The organism is Photobacterium sp. 270122K, assembly GCF_059941365.1.
This window is the reverse complement of sequence record NZ_JBPOEN010000003.1, coordinates 98217-115303: the sequence shown is the minus strand read 5'-3', so window position 1 is coordinate 115303 and position 17087 is coordinate 98217. Positions and strand designations below refer to the sequence as shown.

Here is a 17087-nt window from a genome sequence, read left to right as displayed (position 1 = left end):
GCTGCCAAGCTGCATCATACCTGAACAAACCGAAACGGAGATAACAAAAGCTATCGTAATTGTTACGGTTTGTTGATGTAAATTAGGCCACCAACCATTTCCCGCGCAAAAACCACGCAGCGATCATCACCAAACCGATCAACACGGGGATGTTCAGCAACATCATTACTTCAGGAGTGCCATCAATGAACGATTTCCCCACGGTGCCCGCAAGCCAAGTAAAGAAACCGATATTCAGTAGCCTTCCCGCATTCGGATCTTCTTTCAACAACGCTTTGCATGCAGGACAACGTGCTTTGTCCTCACCGTCAGCGTCTTTTCGTGCCGTGTTTTCATCAATCTTGCTTTTACAACCAGGGCATTTCATTGTTTAACTTCCTTGTTTTGCTCTTTATCTTTATCGGCCTGTTCAAGCGCATCGAAAAAAATATCATTGAATCTTCCCATTAGATTCTTATCCACTTTCTCCGCAATACGTTTTGACTGACCATGAATAGCTTCAATCTCTTCATTATCTAAGCGGCCCAATATTTCGCGCCACTGCTGGGATTTTTGATAACACGGTGAAAACAACGACATTGTTTTAACACACAATACACGTCGAACATCCAACCAAAGTGCGCATTCGCTATCTCGTCTTTGCTTATATAAAATATCAATGAGTGCATCTAATCCCGCACCAAATCCCTCTTCCAAATACTTCGTGAATATACGAATACATTCTTCCGTTTCCGCTTGCGTCACACCTTCACGTGAAAGTAAGTGAGAAGCGGATGAACAATCTAGCAACTCTTGCTTCTCTGGTGTAATGGGATGTTTGGTTCGATATTCCACAAGCATGTCTGCCGTGATTTGTTTATCGGCTTGACTCATCACACTCGCAATGCGGCGCTCTGATTGAATAGCTTCAGGGTAATAATAGTGAGCGGCTAATTGATAATACATACTGGCTGTGGATTTTTGCCTTGGTCGACCTAACCCCTTTTCATACATTTGGCCTAAAAGTTCCAATGCACCAAAATCCCAATCCAACGCCAATTCATTCAACCAAGTAAACACCTGTTGGTATGTGGCTTCATCATGTTTATGCGTCAGTAAAAAATGGGCGTACTCAAACTTACTGATATCCAACTCAGGAGGCGTCAATCCCTCAAACCAGGCACACGCTTTTTCGACATCCCCCAGTTCAATATACAACTGACCGATGGTACCCAAGAGTGATGGGCTTTCATTCTCTTTCTGAGCTGCCACCAAGGCTTCAATCTCTGCTTCCGCCAGATCTAATGCTTTATCACCACCGATGCCCTCAATCAAGGTACGTATATAGTGGATCCGGCCTTCGGTATGCCCTAATTGTGCCGCTTGCGAAAAATACTGACGCGCATAGATGGCCGCATCCTCTAATGAGGACTTCTTGCTCGCTTCTGCTTCAACCTCTGCTTCTATTGCGGGGGAATCAAAAATACTGTGTCTTTTAGGATGAGTTCCAAATAGAGATGGTTCTGGCTTCTTCGGTGGTTCTATTTTTTCCGATGCCGCATTACATTCCGCCGACTCTAAAGCCATTTTTCCAAGCAAAAATAATGCGTCACCTGACTGTCCATCTGCGGCAGTGCGTAGCCATTGCTTGGCTTTTTCCTTCTGAGGGTCACATTGTGGGCGATGAGAATAAAATGCCCCCAATGCACATTGCTGTTTTACATCACCTTGCTCCGCCTTCACGGTTAACAATGTCTCCAGCAAGGCATCCGCATCTGGGTAAATATCACCATTGGGCAACATGCCCCCTTCTAAAAAAGTAAAACAATGCTGCTGATAATCCTCATCAAGTTCAGCGGCTTTGGTATACCAATACGCAGGTTGCGTTATATTTTTATCATTCTGTAACGTCGCATATTTCGTATATATTTGGGCAATAGTCACCGCTGCCATGAATTCTCCGGCGTCAGCTTTCGTCTGCAACATGGGTATGCTATCTGGCGTGTACTTTGACGGCAATTCGCGCTGATACTCAGGCAAAAAATACCGCATCGGATTTAATCGGTTGAACAGCGCCCGTTTTATTTTGTCCGCAAAAACATACATCACTAGCGCCACAATCGCGATAAAACCAATAAAAACACCCACAAGCGAATCCTTCCCTGTACAACGATAAATAGGCGCTGATTTATACCATACCCCTGCCCCTTAAATGGCGGCCCCTTTTTAGCCCTTCGATACATATCAAGATAAAATCTGAGCACTTACAATTGATAAACACATAAAACAACACAGCCTCCCTGCACATATCACGAATATAATTCGTGAGTTGCACAGAGAAGCTGGAGGTGCTAGCCAACCATTCATGGTTGTTTATGTTTTTATCTGAAATAAAACGCGACTGTTATTTTAAAACGCGACTATTGTATTAAAACGCGACCGTGGCATTCAAAAAGACACTACGCCCCTTTTCGGTATAGCCGTAATAATCATCTTCTTCGTCCAATACGGTGTTAAACAAGTTGTTCACGCCGCCTTTCAGCGTCAGTGCTTCAAACTGATAGGATGCGCCTAAACCCACCAAACTATATCCGCTGACCGTGACGTTCTCGCGGCTTGGGTTGGTGATCACCTGCTCGCCAATGTAGTTCACCCGCATGAAAGCGGTTAAGGGATCGGTCACTTGCCAGTTCACATCCAGATTCGCTAAATGGCGTGGGGTTTTCTGCAAGGTCTCGCCCGTTGCGGTATCTTCTGCATCGGTATAGGTGTAATTAAACGCCGCACGAAGTCGATCATTCACGTCATACCAGGTTTCAAACTCTATCCCTTGGATCTTCGCTTTACCGATGTTTTGATACGTGAAGATTGGCATGACACCCTCACTTCCCACTGGGGCGGTGAGGTCGCGCTCAATTTTGTTTTTCAATTCAGTATGGAAATAAGTGATGCCTGCGCCCAAGGTCAACGATTCATAAGCTGCGCCCAGTTCATAGCTTTTCGATTTTTCCGGCTCTAAGTCATCATTGCCAGTTAACCAACAACGGTTACCACAGCTGATCACCCGCACTTCATCGCTGCTTTCCATGATCCCCGGCGCACGAAAACCACCGCCCGCGCCCCCTTTCAACACGAATTCATCGGTCACACGATACACCGCATAAGCACGGGGACTAAAATGCTCGCCATACACGTCATGGAAGTCCTGACGCGCACCTAATGTCAGTAATAATTCATCGAAATCCAACTCCGCTTGCGCATAAACCGCACCTTGATAGTTGTCTGCACGGCCTGATGCCAAGTCCCGATCATTGTCTAACTCAGAGGTGCGGTACTCCCCTCCAAAGACCCACTCATGTTGATCCCATGCTAGCCCCAGCAGTTTGAAATCAAACGTGGTATTTTGCAGCTCAACCTCCGCTGACCCATTACTGTAAGCGGTACTGGCATCGTCCAGTTTCATGGTTTCACCGTATACGCGCACTTCCGAGTCTGCCCATGACCATGCCCCTTCATGGGTTAAGCCATAATTCCAACGGGTCGAGTCTTGCGTATTGGTGTGCGGGCCGGTACGCGGGTGCAACCAGTCAGCCTCGCGACTGTCACGGGTGTAATACAAATCGGCAATCATGGCTTGCTGGGCATTGATATCCCAACGCAGCTCTGACATCACATTGGTATTTTCGCGCGCTTCTAAGGCATCCACCTCTGGGTTTTCGTCTGTGCGCCATGGTGAACGATCGGCGCGTTCAACAATCAAGGTGCCGGCAAGCTTGTCCGTTAGATGACCACTGATATAGCCATTCGTTTTCATGCCGGCACCACCGTCCCCTTCTAGTAGGTGTTCATATTCCACCCCGACAGAGCCTGACAAGGTTTCCGTTGGGCGTTTGAGGATCACATTCACCACACCGCCCATCGCTTCCAACCCGTACAGCGAAGAAACCGGACCGCGCACCACTTCTATGCGGGAAATCGCCGTTAATGGAATGGTGGCTAAGTCAAAATCGTTTCCTCGGATCAAAGCATCTTGAGAATGAATGCGACGACCATTAATGAGTAACAGGGTGTGCTTACCGTCTAAGCCTCGAATGCGAATACTATTACGACCATATGCGGTGCTGCTTTCAATATTCACCCCCGTACTGCTTCGGATCGCCTCAGACAGATCTTTCACCGGCATTTTGGCAATATCTTCTGCGGTGATCACCGACACAGACGCAGGCGCGGTCAGCTCACTGTGCTCGGTTAAGGTGGCTGTCACGACCATGCGATCCAACGCTTGCACCGGCGTATCATCATGGACTACCTGTGAAGGCCGTTCTTCAGAAGGCTTTTCCGAATAGGCCCGCTCCTCAGAAGACCAGACCGACGAAGAAAAAGCAGCCAATATTGCACTGCTCAATAGAGTCGGCAGCAGTACGGCAGGAGACGCAAAGGGCTTGATAGTACTCATCACACATCCTTGTTTTGAGAAGGTCCGTAAATAAGCCCGAGACCTTAATCAACAAAACCAACGATCTCAATGATAACAATTATCATTTAACATTAAGTGTGTGACAGTTCCATAAATTCCCCTGCAAGCACATGAAAATCCCATCGAGATTTCAGTGCCTCGATAGCTAGCGGGCAGATATTTTTTCATTCACCGTGCGGTAATGGGCTTCACTGTTCCGGCGGATCTCATTGAAGCGTTTTTGCATTTTCCCGCCAATCAAGTCAACCCTGCGCTGCATTTCCGCCATCCAAGCGATATCGTCCATCACGCTGCGTGGAAACAAGGTGCTGCGCTCACTCTCACCGAGATACAAAAACGCATCAAACAAGTCTCCGACCTTGGCCTCCCTCTCACCCATTTCGGCTAACTTGAAGCGCGCTTTGGGCAACATGTCTATCATACGTTCTGACTGTATCGGGGTGGTTTTTACGGGGATTACTGAGGGAGCAGGCAACGCCTGATACGCCGATACCACGGCCGGTTCTGTCAGCGGCCAAAGGGTATAAAGGCTGTCGGGATAATGGGTGTGTAAGCGGGTAGCCAGCGGCCATGAGGATTCCGCTTCGCTTTGCACAAAGTCATGTGGGGAGGAAATCAAATGGAAGGCACCGAAGATCAGCAAGGCTTTTTGCTGTTGTTGAAGGCGCTCGGTTACTACCTGATAGAAATGATCTGTCTTTGACTGTGCCGCCTGTTGCCATACCTGTTTATCGCGCAGGGTTAACCAGTCAAACGGAGCCTCGGCAAGGTGTACATGAAGCTGTTGATCAGGGGGAAGTTGTGCATTACGCGCTCGTACAGCGGCAAAAAAGCGACCATACACATCTGGCGCCCATGCCATAAAGTACAAAGAACCACGCAAAGCAGCCTGCACTTGCGCGTCACTGACCGCCTTGCCTGCCACATAATCATCGATAATGGATTGATACTGCCCATTCCCAAATTCCACCACGATGTGCTGCACCTGCTCAGAAAACACCGGTGATTGAATCAGCGTAATGGCATAGTCGATAAAAGCGTCATTCCAGTGGTAATCGCCGATAGCGACCAAGTCATGCTGCTCGAACGCCTGCATGATCGCGGTATTTGCAGGTCGAGTTTGTTCAATCACCGTTTGGATAGCAGATGGAGGCAGTGTGACGTTGGCATCATGCGGCAGGTATTCACAACCGGTTAGGCCAAATAACCATAGTCCGCCGCCAAGTACAGTATATTTACAGCGTTTTCGTAAATGGGATAAGTGATATTGCGATCGCATCCTGCGTTTCTCCTGTCCATACCATGATGACGTATTGTCACCATGTGAAAAGAAAAAGATGATAACGAATATCACTTACATTTAGAAGCCGTAGCATGAATGCGGATTTGTGACGATATTACGCCTTCATAGCTTTGATAATATCAACCGCACCTTTGTAAGATCCTTCTAATGGAATAGCATCCAAGAAGGCTGGCTCTGCCGGAAAGTAGTGCCAAAGTTGCGCACCTAGCTCTTTTTCCAATTGCCCCGGCCCCCAGCCAAACGTGCCAATGCCGCAAGAAGAAAGGTGTTCAGGTAGGTTCTCCGCAAAAGCTTGCAGTGAGAAGTTCAGCGCTAGGTGGTCATTGGCCAGTGTTTCGCTGTATGTCGTCTTATTTTTACCTAAAATCCACGCGCGATCGGTAAATAATGGGCCACCGCCAAACAGTTTGTCATTAAGCAGCGATGCGGGATCAACGGCTTTCAATACCGGCAACACGTCCGCGATATCATTAAACGGTTTGATGTAGTTGTTATTGAGCGACACGCCCACCGCACCGTCTTTGTTATGTTCGACGATATAGACCAATCGATTTGCAATTGGCTTAAATTTAGGGACATCCCCAATGGCGGGGTTAGCAACAATAATACTGTCAGTTAGAAAGCTTGCCATGATGTTCTCATTCAATAAAATCAAAGGAATAGACTCAATGTGCCAGACTGATGCCGTCCTTGCTTGCTCACGTTACATAAGTGCGAGGCGCTTCAAAGGCCGCTTTTCCTGCTTTCAAACAACCGCGCGCATTCATCGATACCCCTAACGTAACCCTCTCTCCTTTTCTGCCGGATTTACACAGCTTTACTCTGGTAGCAATGACGTCAATAGTATCGCTAGGTATACTCCGCGGCGGCCTTTGCATCATTGCGGATGCGTCTCATTAATGCACCTATCACCTCTGGCTACCTTTTTTCGGAGCGAAACATGTTGAACACATCTTGGTTGTTCTGGGCTTTACTTTCTGCGGTATTTGCGGCGATGACCGCCGTATTAACCAAGCTGGGCGTCAATAATATCAATTCTGATTTTGCGACCTTTATTCGCACCTGCGTCATCCTTGTGCTTGTTGGTGGCATTGCTTATTTCACAAAACAATTCCAGCCACTGAGTACCCTATCTGGCCGCGGTTTAACCTTTTTGGTCTTATCTGGCTTGGCAACCGGCGCATCATGGCTTTGCTACTTTCGCGCCATGCACCTTGGGCAAGCGGCACAAGTCGCCCCCGTTGATAAACTCAGCGTGGTATTCGTGGCCATTTTCAGTGTGGTGCTATTAGGGGAACAACTGAGCAGCATTAACTGGTTGGGCATTATGTTGATCACGGCGGGTGTGATTTTGGTCGCTTGGCAGGGATAAGTCGCGCAGCAATCCGCTGAACGGCAAAAAGGGCGAATACATCGCCCTTTTCCTGAGACTGGTACTGTGCGCTATTTTGGCACACGACCCGCTATTGATTCAGCACAGTCCAGCCAGATTCAATGAGAGAAGCAATCACCGCTTTTCTGGCTTTATTCTGCTCATGAATCACTGGCTCAATGAGCGCGCCCAGCTCCACAGTGAAGTCGGCCGCCCGTGCCATTTGTAAGATATGTTTTTCATTTTTAATTTGTTTAGGCTGCGCATTTCGGTAATTTTTTTCCCAATCAGCAGCAACATCCGACACTGACATATCTAAATATTTTTTATTGGTCGCTACATAAGCCAATTTTTGCGACGCACTTTTCATGATGACAATTCTGTTCATACATCCTCATTAATCCCTTCCAATGGTTGCTCAATGGCGCCGATTCTTTTATGCCGCTAACTCAAAACACTATCTATTAACCGCATTAGGCCTATGCCTTTCACGCCAATCACAACCCGCAAAATGCAAGCTGGTCGCAGCTTATTATGAAGAATTGGTCTATGTAAAATATCAATACCAGCCGAAAGGGAATAATGAAGAAAAACACACCGTAGATACAGACTATATCAGCAGGTTATATGCCTAAGCCGTTCAAGCCATCACATACCAGACATTGACGACCGCTCACGTTTTTTCTCAGCGTAAGCCTGAATCTCTGGCGAACAAAACTCGACCAATAGCGACGCTTCGAGCCACACTTCATACAACGGGCCGCCAAACCGTGGCCGGAAACGGTGTACCAACCCATAGATGTCGGCTAAACCGGCCAACTCATCGATACTTTTGTTCGCCTCCAACATCACATGAGCTGCATTAAAGGCGACCGGATGCGCTTGGCGCTCATACACCGCCCCGTGTTCGCCATAGCATAACGCGTAGTCATGAGGGATAAACTCAATCAGTGCATTGTTGGCTTCATCCCACACACACAGCCAAGCGTTTTCCATGGTCGGAGACGGGAACGGCTTAGCCTCACCCCCCGTGAGTGCGGCTAATATCGTCGCACAACGCTGAGGCTGCTTGGCACTGAGTGATAAATGTTTAATTTTCATTCACGGTGTCTCCCTACTTGTCTCATTGATTGCTTTCCTTTGTTGCCAATGTGTTTATCGTTTTCTTCGGATAAAAGCGAGCCATAGCATTCCCAACAAGGCTCCGCCACCCACACTGCCACCGCCCAAGCTGAAGCCCTCTCGTGTTTCAACGTGCGCAATCTTCTCTTCTTTTACCCGTATTTTGAACGTATCCAATTCCGTATTCAGGTTAGTTACCATGTCGTTCACCGCTAAATCAAAGCCTTCAGTGGTGTCTTCATGCAGGGATTCATCCACCCCCACAGCCGTCGACAGGCTCCCGACTTTGCTGATCCCTGGGGCTCGAAACAGCATTTTGCGGCTATCGATATCAAATAGCGCCGTATCAATAAAGGTTTGCGTGGTATTGCTATTACCGGGGATCAAATACATACCGGCAATCGTCCAATACAGCAGTGAGGCATTGTTTTCATTACTGCGTGAGACTTGGTCATAAGAAACCAGCGCTATCAAATCAATATTATACAACCGAGATAGCTGGTCTAACGTCTCAAAACTCCCTCCCGGAGTCAGGTAGTTATCCGAAATAATTTCAATCCGGTGGACATAATTCAATTGAATAAACTCGTCCTTCACCCGCTTTAAAATGTCATGTTTCTCTTTCGCTGACAGATGCATTGAACCGCTGGAATAGCTGGCAGGCACAAACGCAATCCCCATGTTGACAGGCAACGTCAGCGTTGGCATTTCCGGTTCATGCTCCACATAATCCCCCCTTTTTGGGTAAAGGAAATCCACCAAACTGCTTGATGCCGTCACATTTGTCGTTCTATCTGCACACCCCATCAGCACCAGTGCCAACAGTATTACACCCAATCCTTTTATCATCGTCATCTCCTTATTCTGCCTTTGGCTTACCCGGTCATGTCTAACGCCTCAACATAAGGCTCTCTACATGAGATGCCCAACATAAGCGACGATGCCTATCGTAGGCAAAGTGAGCGCCCCATTTCTTTGGGGTCGCTCGCAATAAAAAACACCGTTCAAAATAAAAGTGTAGCCGATGAAATCAAACGTAGGCCGATGGGGGGAAGAAAAACCACAAAAGACGCCTACCGCTGGCGGTTATCCGCAGTAGGCCATCGTATATTTTGTACTGACAGCGCGCTATAGCTTTCGCCCTAATCGTTTTTCAATTTGCTTCTTTTCCCATTCAGGGCCAAAGAAATTGAACACCTCAAACGCACTCATTCCATGGCTCACGATACCAATGCCCCAGCCAAATGCCGGCCACCATGCCCACATATACGTGGGATCGGTGACGTAATTGAAAATAAACAAACCGGTAATGACGGTGACATACGTGATCAAATGCGAGTAGAAGCCTTTTATTTCTTTTACCTGTTCAATGACAGATTGCTCCTCTTCCGCCAAGGTGACAGAGGGAATGACGCGCTCGTTACTATCCTTTTGCATATCGGGCTCCTGCTGAAGTTCAGCGACAGTCGTTTCAAATACGGCAGCCAAGGATTTTAATGACTCCAAACCGGGTTTCTGACCACGTTCGATACGCTGCACGGTGCGAATGCTCAAGCCGCTCATTTCAGCTAACTGGTCTTGAGACCAACCGCGTTGTAATCGTAATTTCCGAATTATCATCATTAAGTCCTTTCTGCGTTGTCGATACCCAATGTACGATTAAAATCAGTTATAGCGTAACGACATTTACCTGACAAACGCATGACACACATTGATAATCAAAGACTTACAAATGCGACCAAGCACACACAACGATGTCTGCATTAAAGCTTGTCCGTGGAACAAACCGGACTTCTGGCACCACCGCCTGATTGATGCCTCTAACACCGTCACCACGGGATTTGTCCATAAGATGATGACAGAAGCAGACATTCTATTTGGCTACGGCAATATGGAAATCGACAAAGCCGTCGATAAATTCTGGCTGTCGGACAAGGAGAAATAACATGATTGGATTGATGTGGTATTTGATGGGCATGATGACCATCGGCGCAGCATGGGGCTATGTCCACCTGAGCAAGCGCTACCAGATGAAATGGATCACCAACCTTGCGCTGGCATCAGCGTTTGGCATCCTGTGGATTTGTATCGGCTGGTCATGGGCCTCGTTTGCGGAAGGGGAACCTCAATCAGACGCGATGGGGCTGGTGTGCTTTGGCCTGCCGGGGATCATTTTGCTTAACCTGACGTGGAAACGCTTGATCGTACCGAAGAAAATCGCGGCGTTGTCATAAAGCATAATCCATCCCCCTGCATCAATAAGGCCACACGGGCATCGGTGATATAGCGTCACCTGCCGTGTGGCCTTATGGTTATTCCGTGTTTCAAAAATTCAGGGCTTCAAGCTTCAAAACTTAAAAGCTTCAAAGCTTCAAAGCACCTGCAACATCACACTCATATCACCAAGGCTTGCTGCCAATGGTAACGGGTTTTCTCTGACACCGACCCCATTTGTGCGGCGGCCGCCAACACACACTCACTCAAGCTCGCCGCTATCACCGGATTGCCCAGCAACGCCAAGCTGCGGATCACTCGCGTTAAACGTAGCTGATTATGATCATGCACTTTCAGCCACACATGTGTCGCAGGGGTCAGCGGTAACACGGCTGATATTGTCTCCCCATCACGCGTCATCCCCCAGAAATCCAACATCAAATCCAACGCTTGCAGGTGCACCGCCCGTAATGCCGCATCATTGGTAAACTGTTCGCGGTCAGCCAGCGTGACTAACGGTGCATGGCGATTAAACTTCGTGCCCTCGTCAATCGGGAACAACACCTGAATATACTTATGATCATGTTCCAGCCAGAACGGTTCTAACGCCAAAAGATGATCCATCGAACGTCCCAATTTATCAGGGCATTCACCTAACATAAACGCAGCAATTTCGCTCATTCACACTCTCACGGTCTAACCAACGTGATGAAAACAGGGGCACTTCAGGACTGAAGCAAGACAAACACGGTATATGCCAACAGAACGCCCATGAACAATTTCATGGTTGAACCCGCAGGCTGTTGACACCAGTGGCTAAATGCAGATAGATATTTCACGAATAAACCTCTTTTCATACAAAATGATATGTCTGAAAAGCAGTATAACCTCATCTGCCCTTATGAAATTTTTCGTAAGCGACATTGCCCCCTATCACCGCGAACGCGCCAAGGGTGTATGCCAGTAAATCGAGCGGGTCAAACGTCGCACCAAAAATAATACGCACCGCTTTAATGTGCTCTACCCCCAGCCATGCAATCACATTAAGGTACTGGGCGATCTCCACCGCATACGCGATAAACAACACCCCCAACGCCAACCGGTTTACCGACACATTCAGCACCGATTTCAAACTGTAATAGAGCCATATCACCACCAAAACATCACCCAAAAACGGGCGCACAAACTGATCGCGCACATACAGGGCGATGTATGTCAGCACTAACAGTAACAGCACACTGATGAGCAGGGATTTCCAGCATAGACGTAGCATGTTCATTTTCATTCTCGGCTAGTCAACATCAAAAATACCGAGGCAATACACCTTGATAATCAGCGGGGTGAGAAAGAGGTGCCTTAAAACGTCCCATACAGGCCGTATTCTGTAAGCACTGATAGCCCAGTCGCGCATAAAAATCGGAGGAAATATCGGCATGCAGGAACACCGCTTCGGCGTTCTTCTCTTCCAATAAGGTCTGAGTCACCAACTGTACCAGTTGGCTTGCATATCCCTTACCACGATGTTCAGACGCAGTCGCTACCGAACCGATACCGTAGCACTGCGGGGCTAATCCAAAATGTGCGGCATAGACAATCAATGACGCAACAGGTATTGCGTCTACCAACAACACATACCACGAACCTAACGCGTATTTGTCGCTGCTGTGGCATTCGATCAGGTAGTCGTGATGGGAAATGTCCTCCCCCCACACATCGAATCCCATCAGGTAAATGGCCGCTAACTCATCCGGTTTTGCTTGTCTCACTAACATCCTTGTTTTTCCTATCACGTGTTTCAATTCTCTACTCGGCTATCGCCATCTTACGTGTTTTGCTCAGCGCTCCCTTCTGTGCGTTGCCAAATTTGATAGGTGTAATCAATATTGGAATGAAAATGTTGAGCAAAAACGAGATGAAGATGCGCCGGCAAAGCAGGAAAAAGGACGCTGCCCCCCAACACTACACAGTTAACGGAAGGACGAACAATGGAGAAGAATGAAACGCGAGGCATTTCAAATCACCAATAAACGCTGACAACGCGCTACAGCAACATCGAGACACCGGCCAACAATAAGTAGCCATAAAACACACGCTGCATGATGGTATTACCGACTTTCTTGGCCAGTTTTAAGCCCAGCGGCGGGAACAGACCGATGGTCAGCGCAATAGCCAAAAACGCAGGCAAATAGATATAACCTAACAAAAAAGGCGTTTCGCCCACGGCGGGCGTCAAGTGCCAACCTGTCATGATATACCCTGCCGTACCGACCATTGAATACGGCACCGCTAATAGTAAATTGGTGCCTAACGTGATTTGATGCGAGGCATAGCGGGCTAAGAATGGGATCATCAAAATCCCCAATGCCACACCTGCCAACCCGCTGAGAATGGCACAGATTACGCTGACCAATACCAAAAGTACTGGCTGAACGGATTTCACGGTATCAGGCTGATGACGGGCACTTTGGAACAATTTATACACGGCGATCCCTGACAGCAGTAGGCCGATATACAAACGGAGCCAAGAAGGGGAAATCAAGGCTGATAATTGTGGCGCAATCAACGCGCCGATAATAATACCCGGTAAACACAGGGTGACTAACTGCTTATCATACAGGCCAGATTTTGCGTAGCTGACCGCTCCAGAAAAGCTGCCCACTACCAAGGTCGCCATGCACGTCGCAACCGCAATATTCAGTGACAGACTCTCGGGGAAGATATGGGCAAAAATGATCGTTAACAACGGCAGTATCACAAGGCTACTGCCGCTACCTAATGCCCCAATAATCGTCCCGCCAAATGCACCAGTCAGCAGATACACCGCATTGATTAACATAGATTCTATTCACCTCAATCAGTAATCACTGCAGTGTAATGACAGTGCCCTTATTAATCCAAGGGTTTATAAGGCATGATGGGATTACACCATTTCATCGGAACTCACTTCGTCTATACCGCACCCACCACTAGGAATCTTACGATGTATTTCCTTATAGGCCGCACGAGGATGAGGGATAGATTTCATGACACCCGCACTGACTCTATTGCCATCAGCATCCTTTTGATCGGTGTAGAAAACAATGGATCCCGTTCTAAACATCACATCAAAAAAACTGACGGACACATGTGAATCCGTCAGCTTATCTAACTGAATAGAGGTATAATTTTGCCCTCCTAATCCCGACTTTAGTATCAGCCTTTTTGGCGTTCTTACATAGAAGGTATTGGCCTGGCTTTGCGTAACACGATATAAATTCAAACCCGCAATAACGATGAGCAGCAACGGTAATAGATTACCCACATCCATACCCAACACATGTCGGCTAATGAGCGTCCAGTCAGTACCACCCCCATCGACCGTGATAACCAACGCGTGCGCCTGTGAATAGAGCATCTGTAACGCATCAATCATGCTATCTAATGTTAAAACACCATATATGATACAAAATATAAAAAAGAGTAATGGTGCCAATATAAAAGCGTAATAGTGCGGTACTGTCGCCCATATCACAGGCTCATCATCAGAAAGCACATCATCAAAATGCGGTATAATTTCAGGCCTTAACATACGCACCACCTTGTGCAGCATAGCAACAACATCATATCTGTATTGTCGCTATGAAATACAATACCGAGAGGTTACTGCTGTATCACCGCCGATTTCACGATAGTGGCTCCAATCAGCCCCAGCATCGCGCCCGTCACTTTATCGATGTAATACGCAATACGGGTAAACTGCCCCCGCACTTTCTCCGTGGAAAGCAAAGCAATGATGGCAGCGTCCCAAATCAGTACCACCAAGGTCATCCAGACACCCAGCGCCAATTTAAAGTAAAACCCTACTTCGCTGTTGAGCACTACGGTGAATAAGCTTAAATAAAACAGCAGGTTTTTAGGGTTTAAGATCCCTGACATGAAACCGATAAAAAATTCTCGGAAAAACGAGGTGTGATGCGGCGTGCTGTCAGCCTCAATATCAATATTCTTATAAGCGCTCTTTTTGGCCCGTATCGCTTGTACGGCAAGGTAAATCAAAAACAAACCACCAACGAGTTTCAATGCAATCATCACAGGCACAGACGCCGCTAAGATTGACCCTACCCCTACCAGACATAACGCGATGTACACAGCATTCGCCGCCGCGATCCCAAATGCCACACCCAAGGCATTTTTGCCTTTGTTTCTCACTGCACTTTTTACCACAATGACAAAGTCCGGCCCCGGGCTTAACAGTGCCAAAAAATGTGCAACGGCAACCGTGATGAACACCCCAAGCAATCCCATTTCCATTCGCAATAATCTCCCTATTATTTGCATGACATATGCTACCTATCAGTATCCTCTGCCATTGTTCAACTGGCAATCGCCAACATCCGAAAGCCGATGCTAAAAACGCAAAAGGACAGAAAATAGCGGTCTGTTTCAGAAAAACAGTTTTATCTCATTGATAGATAAATGAATGGCGCGATGAATGGCCAAATTAATTACTTTTAAAACAGTTAATTAATAAACCATGCAAAGAAAAAGGATTTATTTCTGCACCTATTGAGCGTGGGGTCTATATTGACTACAATATCGCACTTTTTATTTTCTAGAAGCCAAGAACATGAACGATACTACTTCACAACCTGCTCTACCTGATCACCTATCATGCAACCCACGTAGCCCACACCACGTAGCAGCATGTTTTGAGCACAACATTGGTATCCGTCTGAACGGCAAAGAGCGTTTCGACGTTGAAGAATACTGCATCAGCGAAGGTTGGGTTAAAGTGCCATCACCAAAAGCACTAGACCGTCGCGGCCAGCCACTTCTGATCACGCTAAAAGGCACTGTTGAAGCGTTTTACAACTAATTCGCTCCATTACAGAATAAAAGGGCCTATCTATGATTAGGCCCTCTTTACCTTGCTCGCCCCAGCCATTCTCGAGTTTCCCCGCCTTTATCTGAATTTTGATTACCGTCCTCATGCGTATCCGCCTGTCCAACCGTGTTGTATATCCTTATCCTTAGCCTTCACTAGACATTATTAGCCTAATATGAAAACCCTTACGTAATTTCGACAAGGCTACATCCAATTCAAGTACTGCACAAAACAAAGCATCTGCATAGGGGGGCGCTCTTACATTTAATTAACACGCGAACAAGACAAACAAAAAATCAACATTTTAGATAGGACCACAGAGAACAATATTTTATTTATTTCAACAATTCATTCTCTCACCCCACATTTCATCAATGCTTTATTCTTACAGAGTGTAAATATCAAACTTCCTATTTATTAATGTATGAATCATGACATATCTCTAATATTAAAATAAAACCAAAATAATAATGCAGAAACCCTTCTCTTCGTCGCATAATTCACTTTTAAGTTAATAATATCCGAGTAATAAACTTTACAGGATCCCCCCTCAAGATTTAGATTGACGGTAACCCAATACTTAAATGGTAATTAAATTATGTTCGGTAAACTAAAAAGCAAAGCTCAAGAAATGGCTTCCGGTGACGATTCAAACAAAATCAACGATCTTATCCAATCACAGTGGCCAAAAATTGAGGGCATTATATTAGAGCGCTTGATGCCACTGGCTGGCGATAAAATGAATGATGATGAATTTTTAACGACCGCCTTTGAAAATACTTACGAATGTTTACCGATGCCAGTGCGCATGGTGCTACCAAAAGAAAAGTTCGTCGCCTACTGCATGGCAAACAAAGATCCAATTATTGCAAAAATTAACGAAGCACAACCTGCATAACCGTTAATAAGCATTTAAACCGCAAGCCTTATCCCAATAACACTTGCGGTTTATCCCAATGACCAATCCCCCCAAATAATCACAGTTACCCAAACCTGCATCTCAGACAGGAACAAAACCCGATGATGGGTAAAGCCCTAATGGCACATCGTTACATACCGAAAGTTGTTCGATTTCATGAGGAGTTTTCATCTTATTACTCACCCAATGTGGCGAAATCCGCTTGATTAAGGTACTGCTCAAAACCGCCCATCGCTTTCGCAACATCTGAATTATTGATCAGCTCTTGCATCGCTGTGCTGCCGACCATTTCAAAGGCGGCTTGTATCGCCAATGAGCCTTCTGTCTTCATCGCTACTTTGGTTTCATTCACACAATCTTGGGTCAACAAACGCGTAATTAACTTGGCGACATATTGATTGGATTTCTTGATTTCTACTTTGGCCACATTCGCATACGGCGACATTTCTGGGTGCACCGACATCCCGAAGAACACCCATTTCGCCAGTGCCTTACGCTCTTTTCCGGTCATATTATCATTCACACACGATCCCAGATGTAATGATGCGGGGCCGGCTGCTGTCGCTGGCAGTGCCCCCATCAGGCCGCAGGCTAACAACAATACCAATACAGACTTTTTCATGCTCATTCCCTTATGCTGCGTCGACGGCCTCAACAGCCGTGCTTCCTTCATTTGTTCTCATGCAGTATCTATTGCAACATACATGGCTGCAATGGTGCCGCTTCGATTCAATGCGTCTTATGATAAAACTCAGGGAGTGATCGAAGAATAGTGCAACGTTTCATCGAAATAAAAAATGAGGCTCGTTCATGACCTTCATTTTCCTGTAGGGATTG

At 46.7% G+C, this 17087-nt stretch carries 21 protein-coding genes; 5 read left to right on the top strand and 16 right to left on the bottom strand.

All coding sequences use genetic code 11. The features are described from left to right. Positions 1 to 82: 82 nt before the first annotated feature. From ACSF8W_RS06585 to ACSF8W_RS06565, 5 genes are all read right to left on the bottom strand, one after another. Positions 83 to 367, bottom strand: a complete 285-nt coding sequence (locus tag ACSF8W_RS06585; RefSeq protein ID WP_500846101.1) for a hypothetical protein — start codon at positions 365 to 367, stop codon at positions 83 to 85. Next, complete coding sequence (locus ACSF8W_RS06580) at positions 364 to 2127, bottom strand: SEL1-like repeat protein (protein ID WP_500846099.1); 1764 nt, start codon at positions 2125 to 2127, stop codon at positions 364 to 366. Before ACSF8W_RS06580 ends, ACSF8W_RS06585 begins: the two co-directional genes overlap by 4 nt. A 280-nt stretch (positions 2128 to 2407) precedes the next feature. After that, positions 2408 to 4426 (bottom strand): TonB-dependent receptor domain-containing protein, encoded by a 2019-nt coding sequence (locus ACSF8W_RS06575; RefSeq protein WP_500846681.1) that lies wholly within the window; start codon positions 4424 to 4426, stop codon positions 2408 to 2410. A 175-nt stretch (positions 4427 to 4601) separates the two neighbouring features. Then, a complete protein-coding gene (locus ACSF8W_RS06570) occupies positions 4602 to 5735 on the bottom strand; it encodes a hypothetical protein (protein WP_500846098.1) in 1134 nt (377 codons plus the stop codon). A gap of 118 nt (positions 5736 to 5853) precedes the next feature. Beyond that, complete coding sequence (locus ACSF8W_RS06565; protein ID WP_500846096.1) at positions 5854 to 6390, bottom strand: YqgE/AlgH family protein; 537 nt, start codon at positions 6388 to 6390, stop codon at positions 5854 to 5856. 309 nt (positions 6391 to 6699) lie between these two features. Here ACSF8W_RS06565 and ACSF8W_RS06560 point away from each other — a divergent pair, with 309 nt between their 5' ends. Beyond that, positions 6700 to 7131: an EamA family transporter gene (locus ACSF8W_RS06560; protein WP_500846094.1), complete on the top strand. Its 432-nt coding sequence runs from the start codon at positions 6700 to 6702 to the stop codon at positions 7129 to 7131. A gap of 91 nt (positions 7132 to 7222) precedes the next feature. Here ACSF8W_RS06560 and ACSF8W_RS06555 read toward each other — a convergent pair whose 3' ends face one another. The 4 genes from ACSF8W_RS06555 to ACSF8W_RS06540 all read right to left on the bottom strand — a co-directional run bounded on the left by ACSF8W_RS06555 (position 7223) and on the right by ACSF8W_RS06540 (position 9873). Then, positions 7223 to 7519, bottom strand: a complete 297-nt coding sequence (locus ACSF8W_RS06555; RefSeq protein ID WP_500846093.1) for a hypothetical protein — start codon at positions 7517 to 7519, stop codon at positions 7223 to 7225. 260 nt (positions 7520 to 7779) lie between these two features. Beyond that, entirely contained in the window at positions 7780 to 8232 is a 453-nt protein-coding gene (locus tag ACSF8W_RS06550; protein ID WP_500846092.1) for a hypothetical protein, read from the bottom strand. A gap of 54 nt (positions 8233 to 8286) precedes the next feature. Continuing rightward, positions 8287 to 9102, bottom strand: coding sequence for a rhombotarget lipoprotein (gene rhlP / locus ACSF8W_RS06545; protein WP_500846091.1), 816 nt, complete (start codon positions 9100 to 9102; stop codon positions 8287 to 8289). A gap of 279 nt (positions 9103 to 9381) precedes the next feature. Next, the gene (locus tag ACSF8W_RS06540; protein ID WP_500846679.1) at positions 9382 to 9873 is read right to left on the bottom strand and encodes a 2TM domain-containing protein; all 492 of its coding nucleotides are present in this window, start codon (positions 9871 to 9873) and stop codon (positions 9382 to 9384) included. Between the two features lie 112 nt (positions 9874 to 9985). On the opposite strand from ACSF8W_RS06540, the gene ACSF8W_RS06535 reads away from it, so the two are divergent. Further along, positions 9986 to 10198 carry a hypothetical protein gene (locus ACSF8W_RS06535; RefSeq protein ID WP_500846089.1) on the top strand — a complete coding sequence of 71 codons (213 nt, stop codon included), beginning with the start codon at positions 9986 to 9988 and terminating at the stop codon, positions 10196 to 10198. Between the two features lies 1 nt (position 10199). Next, a complete protein-coding gene (locus tag ACSF8W_RS06530; protein WP_500846088.1) occupies positions 10200 to 10487 on the top strand; it encodes a VcrB family reductive dehalogenase putative membrane anchor in 288 nt (95 codons plus the stop codon). A gap of 160 nt (positions 10488 to 10647) precedes the next feature. Here the strand turns inward: ACSF8W_RS06530 and ACSF8W_RS06525 are convergent, their stop codons facing one another. The 6 genes from ACSF8W_RS06525 to ACSF8W_RS06500 all read right to left on the bottom strand — a co-directional run bounded on the left by ACSF8W_RS06525 (position 10648) and on the right by ACSF8W_RS06500 (position 14757). Next, on the bottom strand, positions 10648 to 11148 hold the full coding sequence (locus ACSF8W_RS06525; RefSeq protein WP_500846086.1) for an opioid growth factor receptor-related protein: 501 nt from the start codon (positions 11146 to 11148) through the stop codon (positions 10648 to 10650). Positions 11149 to 11356: 208 nt separating this feature from the next. Next, the gene (locus ACSF8W_RS06520; RefSeq protein WP_500846085.1) at positions 11357 to 11740 is read right to left on the bottom strand and encodes a ribosomal maturation YjgA family protein; all 384 of its coding nucleotides are present in this window, start codon (positions 11738 to 11740) and stop codon (positions 11357 to 11359) included. Positions 11741 to 11768: 28 nt separating this feature from the next. Next, positions 11769 to 12239, bottom strand: coding sequence for a GNAT family N-acetyltransferase (locus ACSF8W_RS06515; protein WP_500846083.1), 471 nt, complete (start codon positions 12237 to 12239; stop codon positions 11769 to 11771). A 269-nt stretch (positions 12240 to 12508) separates the two neighbouring features. After that, positions 12509 to 13303, bottom strand: coding sequence for a sulfite exporter TauE/SafE family protein (locus ACSF8W_RS06510; RefSeq protein WP_500846081.1), 795 nt, complete (start codon positions 13301 to 13303; stop codon positions 12509 to 12511). Positions 13304 to 13387: 84 nt separating this feature from the next. Continuing rightward, positions 13388 to 14035 carry a PH domain-containing protein gene (locus tag ACSF8W_RS06505; RefSeq protein WP_500846080.1) on the bottom strand — a complete coding sequence of 216 codons (648 nt, stop codon included), beginning with the start codon at positions 14033 to 14035 and terminating at the stop codon, positions 13388 to 13390. Positions 14036 to 14106: 71 nt separating this feature from the next. Continuing rightward, the gene (locus ACSF8W_RS06500; RefSeq protein ID WP_500846078.1) at positions 14107 to 14757 is read right to left on the bottom strand and encodes a LysE family translocator; all 651 of its coding nucleotides are present in this window, start codon (positions 14755 to 14757) and stop codon (positions 14107 to 14109) included. Positions 14758 to 15073: 316 nt separating this feature from the next. Between ACSF8W_RS06500 and ACSF8W_RS06495 the strand changes: the two genes are divergently transcribed. Together ACSF8W_RS06495 and ACSF8W_RS06490 are read left to right on the top strand one after the other, a co-directional pair. Then, positions 15074 to 15322: a DUF3297 family protein gene (locus tag ACSF8W_RS06495; RefSeq protein ID WP_428477211.1), complete on the top strand. Its 249-nt coding sequence runs from the start codon at positions 15074 to 15076 to the stop codon at positions 15320 to 15322. 607 nt (positions 15323 to 15929) lie between these two features. Then, positions 15930 to 16229: a hypothetical protein gene (locus ACSF8W_RS06490; protein ID WP_500846076.1), complete on the top strand. Its 300-nt coding sequence runs from the start codon at positions 15930 to 15932 to the stop codon at positions 16227 to 16229. 196 nt (positions 16230 to 16425) lie between these two features. Here the strand turns inward: ACSF8W_RS06490 and ACSF8W_RS06485 are convergent, their stop codons facing one another. Then, positions 16426 to 16872, bottom strand: coding sequence for a hypothetical protein (locus tag ACSF8W_RS06485; RefSeq protein WP_500846074.1), 447 nt, complete (start codon positions 16870 to 16872; stop codon positions 16426 to 16428). Positions 16873 to 17087: the final 215 nt, after the last annotated feature.

What these genes read in the sequence shown, in the direction of transcription:
- ACSF8W_RS06570 (WP_500846098.1), bottom strand. Translation starts at nt 5,735, where the DNA reads ATGCGATCGCAATATCACTTATCCCATTTACGAAAACGCTGTAAATAT.
- ACSF8W_RS06510 (WP_500846081.1), bottom strand. Translation starts at nt 13,303, where the DNA reads ATGTTAATCAATGCGGTGTATCTGCTGACTGGTGCATTTGGCGGGACG.
- ACSF8W_RS06525 (WP_500846086.1), bottom strand. Translation starts at nt 11,148, where the DNA reads ATGAGCGAAATTGCTGCGTTTATGTTAGGTGAATGCCCTGATAAATTG.
- ACSF8W_RS06550 (WP_500846092.1), bottom strand. Translation starts at nt 8,232, where the DNA reads ATGAAAATTAAACATTTATCACTCAGTGCCAAGCAGCCTCAGCGTTGT.
- ACSF8W_RS06500 (WP_500846078.1), bottom strand. Translation starts at nt 14,757, where the DNA reads ATGGAAATGGGATTGCTTGGGGTGTTCATCACGGTTGCCGTTGCACAT.
- rhlP (WP_500846091.1), bottom strand. Translation starts at nt 9,102, where the DNA reads ATGATAAAAGGATTGGGTGTAATACTGTTGGCACTGGTGCTGATGGGG.
- ACSF8W_RS06505 (WP_500846080.1), bottom strand. Translation starts at nt 14,035, where the DNA reads ATGTTAAGGCCTGAAATTATACCGCATTTTGATGATGTGCTTTCTGAT.
- ACSF8W_RS06555 (WP_500846093.1), bottom strand. Translation starts at nt 7,519, where the DNA reads ATGAACAGAATTGTCATCATGAAAAGTGCGTCGCAAAAATTGGCTTAT.
- ACSF8W_RS06520 (WP_500846085.1), bottom strand. Translation starts at nt 11,740, where the DNA reads ATGCTACGTCTATGCTGGAAATCCCTGCTCATCAGTGTGCTGTTACTG.
- ACSF8W_RS06490 (WP_500846076.1), top strand. Translation starts at nt 15,930, where the DNA reads ATGTTCGGTAAACTAAAAAGCAAAGCTCAAGAAATGGCTTCCGGTGAC.
- ACSF8W_RS06535 (WP_500846089.1), top strand. Translation starts at nt 9,986, where the DNA reads ATGCGACCAAGCACACACAACGATGTCTGCATTAAAGCTTGTCCGTGG.
- ACSF8W_RS06585 (WP_500846101.1), bottom strand. Translation starts at nt 367, where the DNA reads ATGAAATGCCCTGGTTGTAAAAGCAAGATTGATGAAAACACGGCACGA.
- ACSF8W_RS06495 (WP_428477211.1), top strand. Translation starts at nt 15,074, where the DNA reads ATGAACGATACTACTTCACAACCTGCTCTACCTGATCACCTATCATGC.
- ACSF8W_RS06560 (WP_500846094.1), top strand. Translation starts at nt 6,700, where the DNA reads ATGTTGAACACATCTTGGTTGTTCTGGGCTTTACTTTCTGCGGTATTT.
- ACSF8W_RS06530 (WP_500846088.1), top strand. Translation starts at nt 10,200, where the DNA reads ATGATTGGATTGATGTGGTATTTGATGGGCATGATGACCATCGGCGCA.
- ACSF8W_RS06485 (WP_500846074.1), bottom strand. Translation starts at nt 16,872, where the DNA reads ATGAAAAAGTCTGTATTGGTATTGTTGTTAGCCTGCGGCCTGATGGGG.
- ACSF8W_RS06565 (WP_500846096.1), bottom strand. Translation starts at nt 6,390, where the DNA reads ATGGCAAGCTTTCTAACTGACAGTATTATTGTTGCTAACCCCGCCATT.
- ACSF8W_RS06515 (WP_500846083.1), bottom strand. Translation starts at nt 12,239, where the DNA reads ATGTTAGTGAGACAAGCAAAACCGGATGAGTTAGCGGCCATTTACCTG.
- ACSF8W_RS06540 (WP_500846679.1), bottom strand. Translation starts at nt 9,873, where the DNA reads ATGATAATTCGGAAATTACGATTACAACGCGGTTGGTCTCAAGACCAG.